The 18,052-nt window shown below is 41.2% G+C and carries 14 protein-coding genes; 3 read left to right on the top strand and 11 right to left on the bottom strand.

Annotation, left to right across the window (positions count from 1 at the left end):
* Nucleotides 1-180 (bottom strand): IS200/IS605 family transposase (gene tnpA / locus VAHSUH02_RS08610; RefSeq protein WP_146104603.1); only part of this gene is annotated, 180 nt, incomplete at its 3' end.
* Nucleotides 181-467: 287 nt separating this feature from the next.
* Here tnpA and VAHSUH02_RS08605 point away from each other — a divergent pair.
* A complete protein-coding gene (locus tag VAHSUH02_RS08605; protein ID WP_005383190.1) occupies nt 468-1,817 on the top strand; it encodes a hemolysin family protein in 1,350 nt (449 codons plus the stop codon).
* Between the two features lie 476 nt (nt 1,818-2,293).
* Here the strand turns inward: VAHSUH02_RS08605 and VAHSUH02_RS09715 are convergent, their stop codons facing one another.
* Nucleotides 2,294-2,431 carry a hypothetical protein gene (locus tag VAHSUH02_RS09715; RefSeq protein ID WP_005379737.1) on the bottom strand — a complete coding sequence of 46 codons (138 nt, stop codon included), beginning with the start codon at nt 2,429-2,431 and terminating at the stop codon, nt 2,294-2,296.
* A gap of 498 nt (nt 2,432-2,929) precedes the next feature.
* On the opposite strand from VAHSUH02_RS09715, the gene VAHSUH02_RS08600 reads away from it, so the two are divergent.
* Both VAHSUH02_RS08600 and VAHSUH02_RS08595 read left to right on the top strand, forming a co-directional pair.
* Nucleotides 2,930-3,994, top strand: coding sequence for an efflux RND transporter periplasmic adaptor subunit (locus tag VAHSUH02_RS08600; protein WP_005383189.1), 1,065 nt, complete (start codon nt 2,930-2,932; stop codon nt 3,992-3,994).
* Nucleotides 3,991-7,053 (top strand): efflux RND transporter permease subunit, encoded by a 3,063-nt coding sequence (locus tag VAHSUH02_RS08595; protein ID WP_005383187.1) that lies wholly within the window; start codon nt 3,991-3,993, stop codon nt 7,051-7,053. The genes VAHSUH02_RS08600 and VAHSUH02_RS08595 overlap by 4 nt, the downstream gene beginning before the upstream one ends.
* Nucleotides 7,054-7,712: 659 nt before the next feature.
* Here the strand turns inward: VAHSUH02_RS08595 and VAHSUH02_RS08590 are convergent.
* The 9 genes from VAHSUH02_RS08590 to dnaA all read right to left on the bottom strand — a co-directional run bounded on the left by VAHSUH02_RS08590 (nt 7,713) and on the right by dnaA (nt 17,392).
* On the bottom strand, nt 7,713-8,030 hold the full coding sequence (locus tag VAHSUH02_RS08590; protein ID WP_005375828.1) for a YbjQ family protein: 318 nt from the start codon (nt 8,028-8,030) through the stop codon (nt 7,713-7,715).
* Between the two features lie 175 nt (nt 8,031-8,205).
* On the bottom strand, nt 8,206-9,687 hold the full coding sequence (locus VAHSUH02_RS08585; protein WP_005382942.1) for an amino acid permease: 1,482 nt from the start codon (nt 9,685-9,687) through the stop codon (nt 8,206-8,208).
* Nucleotides 9,688-9,697: 10 nt separating this feature from the next.
* Complete coding sequence (gyrB, locus tag VAHSUH02_RS08580) at nt 9,698-11,599, bottom strand: DNA topoisomerase (ATP-hydrolyzing) subunit B (RefSeq protein ID WP_005380316.1); 1,902 nt, start codon at nt 11,597-11,599, stop codon at nt 9,698-9,700.
* A 109-nt stretch (nt 11,600-11,708) separates the two neighbouring features.
* A complete protein-coding gene (remB, locus tag VAHSUH02_RS08575) occupies nt 11,709-11,960 on the bottom strand; it encodes an extracellular matrix regulator RemB (protein ID WP_005382941.1) in 252 nt (83 codons plus the stop codon).
* A gap of 134 nt (nt 11,961-12,094) precedes the next feature.
* Complete coding sequence (locus VAHSUH02_RS08570) at nt 12,095-12,994, bottom strand: DciA family protein (RefSeq protein WP_005382940.1); 900 nt, start codon at nt 12,992-12,994, stop codon at nt 12,095-12,097.
* Entirely contained in the window at nt 12,981-14,081 is a 1,101-nt protein-coding gene (gene recF / locus VAHSUH02_RS08565) for a DNA replication/repair protein RecF (protein ID WP_005382939.1), read from the bottom strand. Before recF ends, VAHSUH02_RS08570 begins: the two co-directional genes overlap by 14 nt.
* A gap of 3 nt (nt 14,082-14,084) precedes the next feature.
* Nucleotides 14,085-14,315: an RNA-binding S4 domain-containing protein gene (locus tag VAHSUH02_RS08560; protein WP_005382938.1), complete on the bottom strand. Its 231-nt coding sequence runs from the start codon at nt 14,313-14,315 to the stop codon at nt 14,085-14,087.
* Between the two features lie 31 nt (nt 14,316-14,346).
* Nucleotides 14,347-15,468, bottom strand: a complete 1,122-nt coding sequence (dnaN, locus tag VAHSUH02_RS08555; protein ID WP_005379445.1) for a DNA polymerase III subunit beta — start codon at nt 15,466-15,468, stop codon at nt 14,347-14,349.
* 304 nt (nt 15,469-15,772) lie between these two features.
* On the bottom strand, nt 15,773-17,392 hold the full coding sequence (gene dnaA / locus VAHSUH02_RS08550) for a chromosomal replication initiator protein DnaA (RefSeq protein ID WP_005375920.1): 1,620 nt from the start codon (nt 17,390-17,392) through the stop codon (nt 15,773-15,775).
* Nucleotides 17,393-18,052 lie beyond the last annotated feature (660 nt).

Genomic DNA, 18,052 nt, shown 5'->3' with positions numbered 1-18,052 from the left:
TGCCATAAGCTCCCCCTCTATAATCTTGACGCCCTTATATTCACATAAACGTCTCAGTATTTCAAGTAAACTATTTCTGTATTGATTATATATAACTTTACGTCTATACTTAGGTGTAAATACTATGTGGTATTTGCATAACCATTTTGTGTGCGCAAGGCTCTGTGTCTTTGTTGCCATATAAAATCACCTTTCTTTTGTATATAATGCGGCTTGAACACCTACATTATACTTAAGCAAGGTGATTTTTTTGTATAACTTTCGTTGCCGCACCCGCATAGCGGGTGGTTTTATGATTCGCGACTACGTCGCGAACCAGTCTAAAGACAATAACAAAAGAGGAGGGTGGCACCCCTCCTCTTTTTGCGCTATTTACCATATATGATTCGAATATGATATACTAAAGAGTAATATTTCAATTTTCTCATGTGCAGAATTGTATCTCATAAAAAGGAGTATTTACTTACATGGACAGTGATCTGACCTTAGATTTTATAATTATTATAATATTAATCATCGCCAATGGCTTATTTTCCATGACAGAGTTAGCCATCGTCAATGCTAAAAAACGCCGTCTCGAAGAGATGGGTGAAGCAGGTAATGAACGGGCTAAAAAAGCCTTTGAATTAGCAGAAAAACCTAATAATATGTTTTCTACCATTCAAATTGGTATTACTCTCGTTGGTATTTTAACAGGCTTGTATTCCGGTGCGACATTTTCCGCTCCATTAGAGGAATTTTTAGTAGCTCATGTTCCAAGTATTGAACCGTATGCTACATCCTTTAGCTCATTTATCATCGTTGCGATTATTACCTATTTATCCCTCGTTATCGGTGAACTTGTGCCAAAACGCTTGGCTTTAAATAGTCCTGAAAGTATCGCAGTAGTGGTAGCAAAACCAATTTACTGGCTATCAGTAGCACTAAAACCAATTGTTAGCTTCCTCGGTATTTCTACGGAATTTTTATTAAAATTACTAGGCGTTACCATAAAAGAAGAGGCTCCTGTTACAGAGTCTGAAATCAACAAAATGCTCACCGAAGGTGTTGCTATGGGTGCTTATGAAGAAGAAGAACCTATCCTCGTAGAAAACATTTTCCATCTAGCCGATATGAACGCAGGCGATGTCATGACACCGCGAACACAGCTAAAATGGATTGATTTAAATTCTTCAGAAGAAGAAATCATGGAAGTGCTTAAAACAGCAAATCAATATCGTATTCCTGTAGGTGAAGACTCTCTCGATGAATTACGAGGTATGATCAATGTAACCGATGTTATGGTCCAATGCTTACAAGGAGAAAAATCCTTACATCATGTGATTCATTCTTGCTTGAAAGAACCATTGCTCGTACCTGAGTCCATTTCTCTTATGAAATTGCTCAATACATTGCGTAACGAAGGTGTTCATGAAACTATCGTTCTCGACGAATACGGTGGCTTTAGCGGCCTCGTTACCTTGCATGACATCATGGAAGAAATCGTTGGCCTCATGCCATCCGGCGAAGAAGAGCGCCAAGAAGAAGAAAACCGCATCGTCGAACGCGAAGACGGCACTTGGCTCGTAGACGGTCTACTCGACGTAGACGAATTTAAAGAATTTTTCCACATCGACAAAGAACTACCACGCGAAGAAGACGACCTCTACAAAACACTGGGCGGCCTCATGAACCTACTATTCGGTAGAATCCCACGGGAAGGCGACAAAACCACCTGGGACGGATACACATTCGAAATCGTGGACATGGATAATACACGGATAGACAAAATTTTGGTTAGTTATGTTGAACCAGTTGTGGAACAAACAGAAGAATAAAAATGGATGAGAGAACCCCTCTTGAAAGCCGACACGCTACTGCGCTACGCGGAGCCCGAAGTCGTTTTCAAGAGGGATTTTCTCATCTTCTATTCTACGTTTGTTGCACAACTTTATTAACATAATCTATTGTGGATAGACAGGCCGGGTCTGACTCCGGCCTACGGCCTCCGCAGGGCCAAAGTCGTTTTTGGAAGTCTATTTTTTTATTACTAATATCCTATGATCCTACGTGCTCAAATTTTCATTTCTACTGTAATTCGCACAACTGGTTAAACATAATCTATGAGAGAAACACGCTAAAGCGAGACCCGAAGTCGTTTTGGTAGCACCATGTGGCTTTTTCACTCTTACTGTAGTTCGCACAACTGGTTAAACATAATCTATGAGAGAGACACGCTACACGGAGCCCGAAGTCGTTTTCAGGAGGGGTTCTCTCATCTTCTATTCTACGTTTGTTGCACAACTTGGTTAACTTAATCATCTAAAGCTCTTTTTAGTTCTTCTAACGTTTTATAACTAGGGTATTTCAAATCTCTAGCTATTTTCTTTGCTTCTTTCATTGCTTCTAATGTTTTTTGATTATATACTTCTCTGTCTTTTTCTTGTTTCATAATTCCACCAACCTTTATCAAAAACTATTATAACCTAAATTTCTCCCCGAAGGTCCCCTCCTCCTCATATTAGAAAATATATATGTTTGTATTTTTCAAATTCAGATTTGCAGTAAAAAAGGACTGGCTTGTCCCAAAACGACTTCGGGCTCCGCGAAGCGCAGTAGCGTGTCGGCTTTGGGGCGAGCCAGTCCTTTGATATTGCTAAGCTATATTCTTCAAGCCATCAGGCGCAGACCGTTAAGGTAGCTGGAGGTTTTAGGAAGGTGCCTCGCAGTTACTAAATTTAGAAAACATATATATTTTCTAACAGTAGCGTGTCGGCTTTGGGACAAGGTACACCGTTGTAGTTAATTAACATATATATTTTCTAATATAATTAATATCCTTATAGAATTTTTATCTAATATATAGTATTATTTAATTGTATAAAATATATATTTCATAGTAGTTATTGCTTTTACAATAATCTCTATTACGTGTGTGAAGGAGAGGATTATGAATCGTAGTGTATTAGGTTTGACCACGGCTCTGTTGATGAGTGCACTCATCATCGGCGGTTGTGGGTCGAATCAAGATGATCATGATACGAGTCTCAAGGTACGGACGATTACGATTGGCGAAGAGGCTGGCACGACGAGTGCTGGGTATTCGGGAACCATCAAGAATCGGACGGAAACGAATCTGGCATTCCAGGTGGGCGGCCGCGTGATTAATAAGTTTGTCAGTGTGGGCACTGCTGTGCAGGCCGGTCAGATAATTGCTCAGATTAATGGCGCTGATACGGCGAGTCAGGTGCAAAATGCGCAAGGTGCTGTTACAGCGGCGCAATCGGCCTATGATTTAGCTAGTACGAATGCTGAAAGATATCGCGCTTTGTACGCTGAGCAGGCTATCAGCAAATTGCAATTGGATCAGGCTGAAAATCAACTGAATGCGGCGAAAGCTCAGTTGCAACAGGCCCAAGCAGGTCTCAATTTGAGTAACAATCAAAATAGTTATACTACTTTGGTTGCTCCAGACAGCGGTATTATTACGGCTCTCAATGTCGAGGCCGGTCAGGTCGTAGCAGCAGGCCAGGCAATAGGTACCTTGGCGGCCGGTCACGAACCTGAGGCGGTCATCGCTTTGCCAGAACAGGAAATGAGTAAAATTCACCCTGGTAGCACGGCAACCATCACATTTTGGGCTTTGCCTGATTTGAAAGTACAAGGTATTGTTCGTGAAATTTCACCGGTTCCAGACCCTGTAGCGCGGACGTATACGGTCAAAATTACATTGCAAAATCCTCCAAAAGAGGTGCAACTCGGTATGACTATCAATGCCATCCTCAATCAAACGGATACAACGGATATCTCCATACCGTTGACGGCGTTGGTGAAAGACAAACAAGGTAATAATGCAGTCTATGTCATTCGAGACAACAAAGCACATCTCGTTCCTATTCAAACTGGCGAATTTGGTAATAATTCGGTCATTGTTAAAAATGGCCTCGCTAAAGGGGATATCGTCATCACCGCAGGAACCCAACAATTACAAGAAGGAACGGCGGTGCATAAATGAAGAAGTTTAATTTAGCAGATTGGGCGTTACGCCATAAATCCATTATCTACTACTTCATTGCTGTACTCCTCACCTTTGGTATATTCTCGTTCACCCACATGGGACGTATGGAAGACCCAGACTTTACGATGCGTACCATGGTTGTGGGTGTCTCATGGCCCGGTGCTTCACCGCAACAAATGTCAGATCAAGTAACGGACAAGCTCGAAGAAAAGCTACGAGATTTGCCAGGTGTAGATTATACGAAGTCTTTCACAGATGGTAGCAAATCCGTTATTTATATCAATCTAAAAGAAGATTTGCCATCAAATAAGATTCGTCCCGCTTGGGAAGAAGCGCGGAATATGATCAATGACGAATGGAAATCTTTGCCATCCGGTGTGCAAGGCCCATCTATCAACGATCGATTCGATGATGTATATGGCACCATTTACGCACTTTCAGGTGACGAATTCTCGTACGAAGAAAAACGACAACAGGCGGAAAATTTAAAACGGCAACTCTTATCCGTTCCGAACGTTAAGAAGATCACTCTCATCGGGGTGCAAGAAAAGTCCTTGGATGTAACGATTAACAAGGACAAGCTCGCATCGTATCAGGTGAGCACGCAACAATTATTGACGGCCCTTAAACAGCAAAGCGCCATGGTGCCGGCGGGCATGGTCAATACGGATACGAATAATGTATATTTACGCATTAACGGCGTCTTTGATAGCGTGGATGCGGTCAAAAATATGCCGATTCGCATCAATAACCAAACAATTCGACTCGGCGATATTGCAGACGTAACGATGACCTATAAGGATCCATCCAGTCCTCAATTCTACTACGAAGGCAAGCCAGCCATTGGCATCGCCATTTCCATGGATGCAGGCGCCAATAATATCGAATTTGGTAAGGCTATCGATACGAAACTGAAAGAGCTAAAAACAACGATTCCTGCAGGCTTAAGCCTCGACCAAGTGTCGAATCAGCCGCACATTGTTAAGGAATCCATTGGCGATTTCTCGCAATCTTTATTCGAAGCCATCGCCATCGTATTGCTCGTCAGCTTTGCATCCCTCGGCATTCGCACCGGTATCGTGGTGGCCCTCACCATTCCGGTCGTCGTGTCTACGACATTCGTACTGATGTATGAAAATGGCATTTATTTGCATAAGGTTAGCCTTGGCGCCCTCATTTTGGCACTGGGCCTGCTCGTTGATGATGCCATCATCGTCGTGGAAATGATGAGCGTTAAGCTCGAAGAAGGCTTTAATCACTGGCGCGCCGCTACGTTTGCCTATGAATCAACGGCCTTTCCAATGCTGTCTGGCACTCTCATTACCTGTGCCGGCTTCTTACCTCTCGCCTTGGCGGAGGGCATGGTTGCGGAATTCACGAAATCCCTTTCCATTGTTGTCTTCATGGCCCTCATCCTATCCTGGATTGCGTCCGTTCTGGTCAGTCCGGTGCTAGGCTATAAAATCATCGAAAACAAGGATGAAAAACCCGAGTCGGAATGGACTCGTCGCGATCATATCATGCATCGTTTGAAAACCGTTTTTTATGCTCGTTTTGAAAGTCTCCTTCACTGGGCACTAGGTCATCATAAGGCCGTATTACTCCTAACATTAGGGGCTTTCATCTTGTCCTTGCTTTCATTCCCTCTCATCAAACAGGAATTTTTCCCATCGTCGACACGGAATGAAATCATCGTATCCATGCAATTTCCTCAAAGCTCATCCATCGATTATACCCAAAACCAAGCTAAATCATTGGATGCTTTGTTAAAGGATAATGAACATATCGACCATTTCACCACCTATGTAGGCGAAGGGTCACCGCGGTTTGTATTGACCTTAGAACCAGAATTGCCACGTGCTAATTTCATGCAAACCATCATCGTTACCAAATCCTTAGAGGATCGAGATGCATTATTCAAGGATTTACAAGATCAACTAAACGATCAATATCCATCGGCGCTCATCAATATGCAATTCGTCCAAATCGGACCGCCGTCCAAATACCCTGTTATGCTCCGCGTATCAGGTCCTGATGCATCTGAGGTTAAAACGATTGCAAATGATGTGAAAGCCAAAATGCAGGAGGATAAAGATTTACATAATATCGCCTTCGATTGGCCGGATACAGAGCCAGTTGCTCAAATCCACATTGACCCAGATAAAGCGCGTATGCTAGGCATTAATAGTTATGCCGTATCGCTTCATCTACAAAGTTTATTATCCGGTACAAAATCCGGTGAATACTACGAAGGAAACCAAACTATTCCTGTTACTTTCAGATTAAGCGGCAATGAAAATCACAACTTGGCGGCACTTTCATCATTACCAATCCAAACAGGAAATGGTTCCTATGTACCGCTCAGCCAAATCGCAACGATTTCTATGAGCCAAGAGGAAGGCATTATTTGGCACCGCAACATGATGCCAACCATTAGCATTCATGCTAATGTAGGACCTGGCGTGCTCGGCAATGCTAAGACGAAAGAAATTTACAATAAACTTGCTGAATATCGTCAAGACTTACCAACTGGCTATACTATTGATCTCGATGGTTCTGCTGAAAAGAGCGTCACTGCTGTACAAAAATTGCTCATGCCAATGCCAATCATGCTCTTTGCAATCATGACGATTCTCATGTTCCAATTAAAGAGAATTGCCCTTATGTTTATGGCCCTATTTACAGCTCCGCTTGGACTCATCGGTGTTGTACTGGCCTTAAATATTACGCGTACACCACTTGGATTTATGGCCATACTCGGCATCATTGCCCTCTCCGGCATGATTATTCGTAACTCCATCATCCTGTTGGACCAAATCGAAATTCACCGCGCCGAAGGACAATCTGCCCGCGAAGCCATTATCAACTCCGCTACATTGCGTTTCAGACCAATCATGCTAACCGCCATTGCGGCCATCCTTGGTATGATACCACTCATGGGATCCGTATTCTGGAGCCCACTCGCCATCGCATTCAGCGGCGGTCTACTCGTAGCAACCATACTAACACTCATCGTACTACCAGTTATGTACGCAACATGGTATAAGGTTAAATAAATAATATAAATAGATATCTATTATCAATCTAATAATTGATTGACTACTAATTCTGATAATGTTAATATAACTTTGACAAGGGAAATAAATAAGTTGCAATGTATTCACGCAACAAAGAAAAAACAGCAGGGTGGCAGCCCTGCTGTTTTATATTGCCTTACATACATATCCCTATTTTAAAATAGAACAGGCCTGTTCTATTTTTTAAGAGCACCATACATACCTTTTTTAAATTAGTACACGCCTGTTCTATTTCTAAAAAGCACTATACACACCTTTATTAAATTACTACACGCCTGTTCTATTTCTAAAAAGCACCATACACACCTTTATTAAATTACTACACGCCTGTTCTATTTCTAAAAAGCACTATACATACCTTTCTTAAATTAGTACACGCCTGTTCTATTTCTAAAAAGCACTATACACACCTTTCTTAAATTAGTACACGCCTGTTCTAATTTTTTAAGAGCCCCATTATTGCACACTAAAAGGCAGCAGATTTTGTGATCTGCTGCCTTTTTCTCTAATTTAGCCTGTCGTATTTAATAAGGAAAGCTGAGCATGACTTCTATGCGACTTTGGCCCTGCGGAGCCCGAAGGGCGTAGTCAGACCCGGCCGGTGGAGCATAGAAGTCATGCTCAGCTTTTTCCCCTTATTAAATTACAACGGCTGTCCCATTACATGTCACCATAAGCATACCATTTTGTGCCCCTACGGTGCTGTATTGGAATGATACGCCAATAACGGCGTTAGCACCAATTTTGCTAGCTCGTTTTGCCATTTCATCGATTGCTGCTTGGCGTGCACTCATTAAGGAATCTTCATAGCTTCCGCTGCGGCCACCAACGATGTCACGAATACCAGACATGAAATCTTTTACAAAGTTACGGCCTTCTACGACCTCACCAAATACGATACCTTTGTACTCTTGTACAGGTTTGTTTTCAATATGCATAGTTGTGGTAATAATCATAATTATATCCTCTCTAATTAACTACAATATATTTTGATTCATTATAGCAAGGCTTTTATAGAAAAACAATCTCATAATGATAGCTTTCATATAAAAACAATAACCTAATACTGCATGTACAAAAAAAGACCTATTCACTACTTTCATAATGAATAGGTCTAATTGTATTGCGTTTTTATTTGTCAAAATCGCGGTCTAGATTTACTTCTTTCAACGGAACGAGTTTAGTTTTGTTGATGTATTTGTAACCTAGGTAAACAGCGAAGAAGATAGGCAATCCGATATATGCAACGGATACGCCGTACCAGTCGATGGTATCGCCTGTGAAAGCGGAGTAGTTTTGGCCACAGATGATGATAACGCATAAGATGAACGCCAAGATTGGACCAACTGGGAACAACCACGCCTTGTAAGGCAATTCTTTAAGGTCTCTACCTTGTGCAATAAACGCACGGCGGAAGCGATAATGGGAAATGGCAATACCTACCCAAGCGATGAAACCGCAAAGGCCGGAGATGTTAACAATCCATGTATACGCTGTACCTTCGCCGATAAAGCTTGTAAGGAATGCAAACAAGCCAATGGCTGTAGTCAATACCAATGCAGGAACTGGAACGCCGCGTTTGTTGAGTTTTGCAAAGATTTGTGGTGCTTGACCTTCCTTAGCGAGTGCGTAAAGCATACGCGTAGAGGAATAGAGGCCAGAGTTACCAGCACTCAATACGGCAGTTAAGATGATAGCATTGATAAAGCTAGCTGCAAACGCGAATCCAAAACGGTCAAATACGAGTGTAAATGGAGAAATGGATACGTTTTCTACACTGGAATTCAATAGGTTTGGATCAGTGTAAGGAATGAGGAAACCGATAACTATGAAAGCCCCAATATAGAACAATAGGATGCGCCAGAAGATGGAGTTAATCGCTTTTGGCACGTTCTTTTCAGGGTCTTCTGCTTCCCCAGCGGCTACGCCGATAAGCTCAGTACCTTGGAAGGAGAAACCAGCCACCATGAAGATAGCAAGGATGGATTCCCAACCTCCTACGAATGGTGCTTCCCCTACTGTCCAATTCTCAAATCCAGGGGATGTACCTCCGATACCAAAGATGAGCATAAAGCCACAGAATAGGAATACGAAAACGGTAATAACCTTGATGGACGAGAATACGTACTCGCTTTCACCAAAGGAACGAGTGGACAAATAATTAAGCCCAAATAGAATTAACAGGAATAATGCGGACCAAACGATGGCCGGTATGTCAGGGAACCAATATTTCATGATGAGCGCCCCTGCCAATACTTCGGCAGCCAATGTAATAGCCCAGTTAAACCAGTAGTTCCAACCTAAGGCAAAGCCAAAGGCAGGGTCTACATAGCGTTTTGCGTAGGTTCCGAAAGAACCTGGAATTGGCAAGTACGTCGCCATTTCCCCAAGGGATGTCATGAGGAAATATACCATGATGCCGATGAGGCCATAGGCCACAAGAGCACCACCAGGACCAGCCGTACTTACTACTTCACCACCGGCTACGAATAAGCCTGTACCGATGGCACCACCCAAGGCGATCATATTCATATGACGCGCTTTGAGGGATCGTTTTAAATGTTTTTGAGTATTAGAAGTATACTCTACGTTAGTATTCTGATTATCTGCCATGGGTCACCTCTTACAAATCTAGATTGCGCACATATTTTGCGTTATCTTCAATAAATTTACGTCGAGGTTCAACCTTGTCGCCCATGAGCACCGTAAAGATTTTATCAGCTTCGATAGAATCCTCTAAACTAACTTGTAAAATCGTACGATTTTCAGGGTTCATTGTTGTTTCCCATAATTGTTCAGGATTCATTTCACCTAAACCTTTGTAACGTTGAATTGTAATACCATCACGGCCTACTTCATCAAGCTTAGCCGTAAGTTCTGCATCAGAGTACACATACCAATGAGATTTGCCTTTTTTGATTTGGTATAAAGGCGGTTGTGCGATGTAGATATGGCCTTCTTCTACTAATGGTTTCATATAGCGGTAGAAGAATGTGAGAAGCAATGTACGGATGTGAGCGCCGTCAACGTCCGCATCTGTCATAATGATGATCTTGTTATAACGGGATTTTGTAATATCGAATTCGTCGCCAATGCCTGTACCGAATGCGGTAATCATGGAACGAATTTCGTTATTCGCTAAAATCTTATCAAGACGCGCTTTTTCTACGTTAAGGATTTTACCACGCAATGGTAAAATCGCTTGGTAACGACGATCGCGACCTTGTTTTGCAGAACCGCCCGCAGAATCACCTTCGACTAGATAAATTTCTGTCATAGATGTATCTTTTTCAGAGCAATCTGCCAATTTACCAGGAAGGCTAGATACTTCCAACGCATTTTTACGGCGTGTTAAGTCGCGGGCCTTACGAGCAGCCTCACGAGCACGGCTTGCCATCGTTGCTTTTTCGATGATTTTCTTCGCATCTTGTGGATGTTCTTCAAAGAATGTTTTAAGACCTTCAGATACGATAACATCGGTAATACCTTTAACTTCGCTATTGCCAAGTTTCGTTTTAGTTTGACCTTCGAACTGAGGTTCTAATACTTTCACAGACACAACCGCTGTCAAACCTTCACGTACATCCTCGCCGGAAAGATTACTTTCATTTTCCTTGATCAAACCGGATTTACGGCCATAATCATTGAGGGTACGCGTCAAGGCAGCACGGAAACCGGATAAATGGGTACCGCCGTCAACAGTATTGATGTTGTTTACGAAGGACAACAAGTTTTCGCTGTAACTATCGTTGTATTGCAACGCCACGTCTACCACAACGTCATCCTTTGTATTTTCGATGTCTATAACAGTTGGGTTAACAACTTCCTTGTTTTCGTTCAAGAATGTAATGAAAGAACTTAAACCACCTTCGTAATGGAAGCTTTCAATGCGAGGTTCCTCTTGGCGCAAATCACTCAATGTGATGCGAAGACCTTTGTTAAGGAATGCCAATTCTTGTAAACGAATTTTCAATGTATCGAAATTGAACACCGTCGTTTCAAAAATTTCAGAATCAGGTTTAAAAATAACAGTTGTACCAGTACCTTCAGCCTTGCCGATTTCGTGCAATTCAGATGTTTTGTGACCGCGCGCAAAATCGATTTCTTGAATGATGCCATTTTGAGATACTTGAACCTTAGTCCATTCACTCAACGCATTGACTACGGAAATACCTACACCGTGAAGACCGCCGGACACCTTATAGCCGCCACCGCCGAATTTACCGCCAGCATGCAATTTTGTTAAAACCAACTCTACCGCAGACATGCCGGACTCATGCATTCCTGTTGGAATACCACGACCATCATCGACAACGGTAATACTATTATCTTCATTAATGGATACTTCGATATGCGTCGCATACCCTGCGAGCGCTTCGTCCACTGAATTGTCTACTACTTCATAAACGAGGTGATGCAAACCGCGAATGGACGTACTACCAATGTACATCCCTGGGCGTTTACGGACCGCATCTAGACCCTCAAGAACTTGTATATTCTGAGCGCCATAATTTTCTTCAGCCATTAAACAAACTCCTCCTAACGACATAAACCGCAATATGCTAATACACAACACATCTGCGGTGCTAGATTATCTCTTTATTATACTATAGATTGCTTATATCGTGAAAGCCCTATAATTTGCTACTTAAAAGCATATAAAACTCATCAATCCGTTTTTTAAGCGTTTTAAGTGATATACCAGATGCATACACACCATCATCTGTTACAATATACGTCTTTACCTTATCCTCGGGCACAATGTATATAACCTCTGCGTCATAATGAGAAATGCCCGTCCTATGATGCTTACCAGACTCCGCATGAATCATCGTAAGAATTGAATTCATAGGGATGCTAAAATTATCGCCAATATGTAAGTACATAAATCTCCTTATTCTTTTGAGGTGGATAGGGAGTGCTTTCTCGCTCCACCGGCCGGGTCTGTCTACGCCCTACGGGCTCCGCAGGGCCAAAGTCGCTGCGAAAGTACTCCCTATCCACCTCATACATCCTAATGCTATTCCAATATACCCATTAGCATATTTAGCTCTTTAATTTTTTCTTCGCTAAGGAATTTTGATCGGTATTTATTACACAAGTTGATAACGTGCTGGTCTGTCAGTTCTTCAAGCCGTTTATGGGTGATGAGCATGGTGGCCATGTACATATGGTTTCGGCTCGTAGACCCATGGTAGACCTTATCTAAATAAAAATAAATCAATTCTCGCATGGCTATGGAAAAGTCTTTAAAGGTGCATTTGATGTATTGTTGAGCTTCGCTATATTTTATGTATGGACGTCGTCTGATTTGTGTTTTTATATCATTAATATGATTGCGATGTATTTCATATTCGCAGGATACACAATATTTTGTTTGCCTGCTCATCAACGTATGACAGCGCTCGCATCGATGATAGCCGTGTTCTAGCAAATAGATTTCCTTTTTGCGGCTGCTAATGAGCACCTTTCGAAACGGTTCTTTTAATGTATCTTCTGCTAAGCTTTCAACCATAGCATCAATAGATTTCATATCATCATTTGACAAGACGATTTTCGACATGTCGATATAGCCATCGATGTCGGGCATGTCTATTTTCAAAATTTCAGTATTCACCGTTTCTTTCACATAGCTCTGCCGATGCATGATAAGGCCCATTTCAGTGATGATATCACTTTTGTAATAGTCATTAATGGCCTTAAGGATGCGTTTTTGGTTCATCTTAACCTCTTGCATCCACTGCGAATTATCCGCGCTGAGCACAATTTTCGGAGGTTTGATGTCGATAATGCGCGTATGACCAGCATAAATGGGGCCCACCACATCACGCCAATGATGAATGAGTGTATTCAGTTTAAATTGTTCTAGTAAACCTAATTCATGTAGGCCACCAGGTAAGCACATTTCAAGGCTTTCCATAATGGATGTGCCCCTCCTGACATTGAATAAATTGAACACCTTGCATGTTTTCAAAATCATGTATATCCGTCGTGGTAATGACGGTTTGAATGCGTTTATGAATGAACTGCAACAAATTGTTCCGTCTCGCCTCGTCGAGCTCGCTCAACACATCATCTAAGAGCAATACAGGATATTCGCCTACTTCGGATTTGATGAATTCTAATTCGCTCAGTTTTAGTGAAAGCACAGCCGTCCGCTGTTGCCCTTGGGATCCAAATTTTTTTAAATCGATAGCATCGGAAAAGAATCGTAAATCATCGCGATGAGGACCTACGCTTGTGGTCATGCGATGACGATCTTGAGGCAATGCCTCTTGCAGTAAATCGTAAAAGGCCTCCTTCGTGTACACCATATGACCCTCTTCCCCATATGGTTGTTCATAGCCTATGGTGAGATTTTCTAGTCCTCCCGTCAATTTACGATTCATCAAATCGATAAGCAAATTGATTTTCTTTAAACTTTCCATCCGTTTTTTTACGATGAAAGCCGCCATATCCGCCAATTGTACATCCCATTCAGCAAGAGGAATATTCTGTTTACCGCGATATTCCTTCAATAATGTATTCCGTTGTTGCAATAAACGATTATATTGCAATAATTGATGATAATAAGTAGCGCTCGTTTGGGATATTTCCATATCTAAAAATCTGCGACGACCCGATGGACTGCCCTTGATGAGCTGTAAATCCTCTGGGCAGAAGATGACCGTATTTAAAGTACCAATCAATTCCTTTTGCGAAATCTTAGTATCATTTAAGCGGATATCCTTAGAACCTTGTCGAAATAGCTTGATATTAACCTTTTGTGGTGTCTCCTTTTTCTCAAAGTTCACCACAATGCCCGCTTCATTAGCGTTAAATAAAAGCATATCCGACGTATCATTTGTGCGGTGGCTTTTACCAATGGTACCGACGTAAATAGCCTCTAAAATATTGGTTTTACCAGCCCCATTGGTACCGTACAAGACGATGATTTCAGGCTGCAAATCAAGGGTTAAATCCTTATAGTTGCGAAACTGGAACAATTGCAGTGAGTTAATTCTCACCGATTATGCCTCCTCTTTGATAACGATGAATTCCACATCGAGGCCTTCTACACCAATCACATCGCCAACGCGACATTTTTTGCGTTTTTCTGTAACGATGACGCCATTTAATGTAAGTACTTGATCATCGATAAGACCTTTTACTTGGCCCCCTGTTTCAATGACGCCTTCTAATTTAAGCAATTGATCGATTTGAATGTACTCCGTATGGATTGGTACAGTTTGTTGTTTCATAACGTCCTCCTATGGTGGACAAATTACAGAATTAAGAATTTGTACGAACAGGTGTTACTACGTACGTATAGTTCGGATTATTATCTTGGCGAATCACAACAGGACCATTTTGTTTTAAATACATGTGGATGTTATCGCCTGTGCTATGACGCAAGATATCGGAAATATAACGACCATTAAAGGAAATCGTGAATGGTGTGCCCTTAAATTCCACAGGAATTTCTTCCTTCGCCATACCAATTTCAGCATTTTGGCTGGATAAAGTCACTTGTTCTTCGGACCAGTCATAGCGAATTACGTTATAACTCATATCCTTTGCCAACAAGGATACGCGATCAACAGCGCCGGCAAAGTCCTTGCGGTCTACAACGGCACTGGAGTCGAATTGAGCAGGAATTACCTTTTCGTATTCTGGGTACGTGCCTTCGATTAAACGGGAAATAATGTAGATGGATTCGAACATGAATACGATTTGTGTACGGTTCCAAATGATTTTAATAATAGAAGGATTATCGGTTGGCAATAAACGAGATACTTCTGCCAAAGCCTTTGTTGGAATGATGACGCGCATAGGGGAGGTCGCAGGTTCATCGATAGTTACCTTTTTAACAGCCATACGATGAGTATCAGTAGCAACCATAGTCACTTCTTTGTCGTTTGCATCTTTGATTTCCAGCAAAGCACCAGCAAATACAGGGCGATCATCGTCGCTTGCTGCTGCATAGTTCGTAAGGTCGATAAGTTCTTTCATAGCTTGACTATCGATATTGACATAATCTTGGTCGTGAATTTGTTCTACTAAGGAGAAATCATCTGGATGCAAGGTTACTAAATTAAATTCAGAGGAACCGGATGTGATTTTTAGCGTATTGCCATCCTCAGGTTTGCTCAATTGAATCGTTTCACCTGGTAATTTGCGGATTAATTCTTGGAAGTAACGAGAAGCAACCACTAATGTACCTGGTTCTAAGATATCGGCGTCGATTGTTAATTTAATGCCCAATTCAAAATCGTTGCCTTGTAGTTCCACTTGATTGTTTTTTGTTGTTATATAAATGGAACCTGGTAGATTTGAACTTGTTTTATTTTGTGATACTTTTTGTAGAACGTTAATGGCTTTTTGGAGATTGGCCTTAGGGAATTTGATGTTCATAACGTAAATACTCTCCTTGTTTGTAATATTCGTTGTGCGATTTTCGTTGGTGCTCTATAGATAATCAACGATAGATCTGTTTTCTAATATGTTTTTGATTTGTTTGTTAGTTTAGTAGTATTTGTAGTAGGCGCTGTGAATGTGTGTACATGTGAAAGTTTTCTAGATTTCATGCGTTTCCACAGTTGTGGATAAGTATGTGTATACCTTGTTTTAGGTTATCCACATAATCACAGAAAATATTAAATTCCTCAATATCCACAGATTTATACACAACATATCCACAGAGTTATCCACACCCGTTTTAGTTGAGTGATGACAGTTTAGATTTGATGTCTAGGATAATCTGTTTCGTTTCTGGATTCTTGTCGATTTCTTTGCTAATCTTATCGTATGCATGCAAAATCGTCGTATGATCTCTGGAAAAAGCCGCTGCGATTTGTGGGTAGCTTTCATTAATCACATCGCGGCACAAATACATGGCAATTTGCCGTGGAAATGCGAACTGAGCCTTCCGTTTCTTGCCTAACAAATCTTGTTTCTTAATATTAAAATAGGTACTGATAAAGTCTTGAATGGACTCGATGTCGATAAGTGTTACCCGTTCCGTCGTGATGATATCGGATAATGTTTTCTTCGTGTACTCCAAATCGATGCTGCTGGTCCGTTGTTCTAAGGATGCAGTACCGATGAGTTTATTGAAAGCCCCTTGTAGTACGCGAATGTTTTCATCGAATTGCAACGCCACGTAGTTGATGGCATCGTTGTCGATAACGAGATTACGATTCTTGTTGTTTTCCTTTTCAACGAGGGCTTTCAAAATGGCGATACGCGTTTCCAAATCTGGATTTTCCATGGTCGCCACATAGCCCGCTTGGAATCTAGAACGTAAGCGTTCTTCGAATTGATCCATATCGTTTGGCATGGTATCGCTGGTGAGGACGATTTGCTTGTTATTGTCCAATAATTCATTGAAGGTGTTGAAAAACTCTGTTTTCGTGCCCTCTTTATTTTCCAAGAACTGAATATCATCGATGAGCAATACGTCGATGTTGCGGAACGTATTGCGGAACAACTCTCCTTGCCGCTTTCGTATGGATTCAATAAATAAATTCATGAACTTTTCGCTTGTTGTGCACATTACCTTGAGATTGGGATATCTTTCAACGATGGCATTGCCGATGGCGTGCATCAAATGCGTTTTACCGAGGCCCGATGGACCGTAAATAAAAAGCGGATTATAATCACCACCAGGATGTTCCGACACATTTTGGGCTGCTCCAAAAGGAATGCGGTTTGCATTGCCTGTAATATAATTATCAAATCGATACCCACTGTTGAGCTGTGATGATGACAAATCGATAGGAATATCCGTAGATTGCAACGTTTGCACCATTTGTGGCTGCTCTACAGGAAACATCGGTTCATCTGGAATTAACTCGTCCACCTCTTTACGCTGGATATACACAGGATCTGCGTACACCGGTGTGTAAAATTCCTCTTGATATGGAATCTCCTGCTTTGCAGGTTTAGAGGATTTTTTATCGATATTGTCCACGTCACTTACCACCGTATTTTCTATAGTGTTCGTACTAGTATTTTCTGCAGTATTCTCTGTGAAAGTATCTGCTACATGCGGTGCTGTTGGAACATCATCCTTTTGTGGAAACAAATCCAATAAAACCATATTTAATTCTTTGCCTGTCACTTGCTTGATGGCATCTGTTAACAACTTACTTACCGTTTGCTGAGATTCGATGACACTTTTTATAAAACTCTGCATAACCCCAATGTGTATAGAATTATTATCTATACTCATCGGTATGAGAGAAGTACTCAAACTTGAATAAATCGCAGGCGGCAGTGTTTGTTTTGCTACTTGTAATATACGTTCCCATATATCATTAATATCAGCTGCTTGCATTTTGTTCCTCTTGTGTATAACTTTTACTAAAAATGTGTATAACTTTCGTTATTATGTGCATAACTTATTCTAAAACTGTGGAAAAACCACAAATGCCTGTGAATAACCTGTGCACAACTTGTGAATAAGAGAAAATAAAATTCCCTTCTAACCTTATAAATACTGAGTTTATACTATTCACAGGTCAAAAGAGAAAAAATGTGGATAACTTTTCTAAACTATCCGAAAAAAACTTATAAAAATATATATTTTTTACCAATTTCAATTATGATTGTACCAAAAATGAGGAAGATTGTCATTCAATCTGTGGATAACTTTTATGGAATTTGTTTATTTTCGTATTTTTGCGTAGGTCGGTAAGGTTATCATTTTTTTACTCCACCGGCCGGGTCTGTCTCCGCCCTACGGGCTCCGCAGGGCCAAAGTCGCAAAAAAATGATAACCTCACCTCTTTTGATCAAAAATAGTCAAAATAAACAAATTTCATATGGGAATGGGGAAAATAGAACAGGCGTGTACTAATTCAAAATAGGTATGTGTATAGGGTGTTTTGAAAAATAGAACAGGCGTGTACTAATTCAAAATAGGTATGTGTATAGGGTGTTTTGAAAAATAGAACAGGCGTGTACTAATTCGAAATAGGTATGTATATAGGGTGTT

Origin of the sequence: Veillonella atypica KON (genome assembly GCF_002959915.1) — a bacterium.
GTDB lineage: Bacteria > Bacillota > Negativicutes > Veillonellales > Veillonellaceae > Veillonella > Veillonella atypica.
This window is presented reverse-complemented; position numbering and strand designations above follow the sequence as displayed.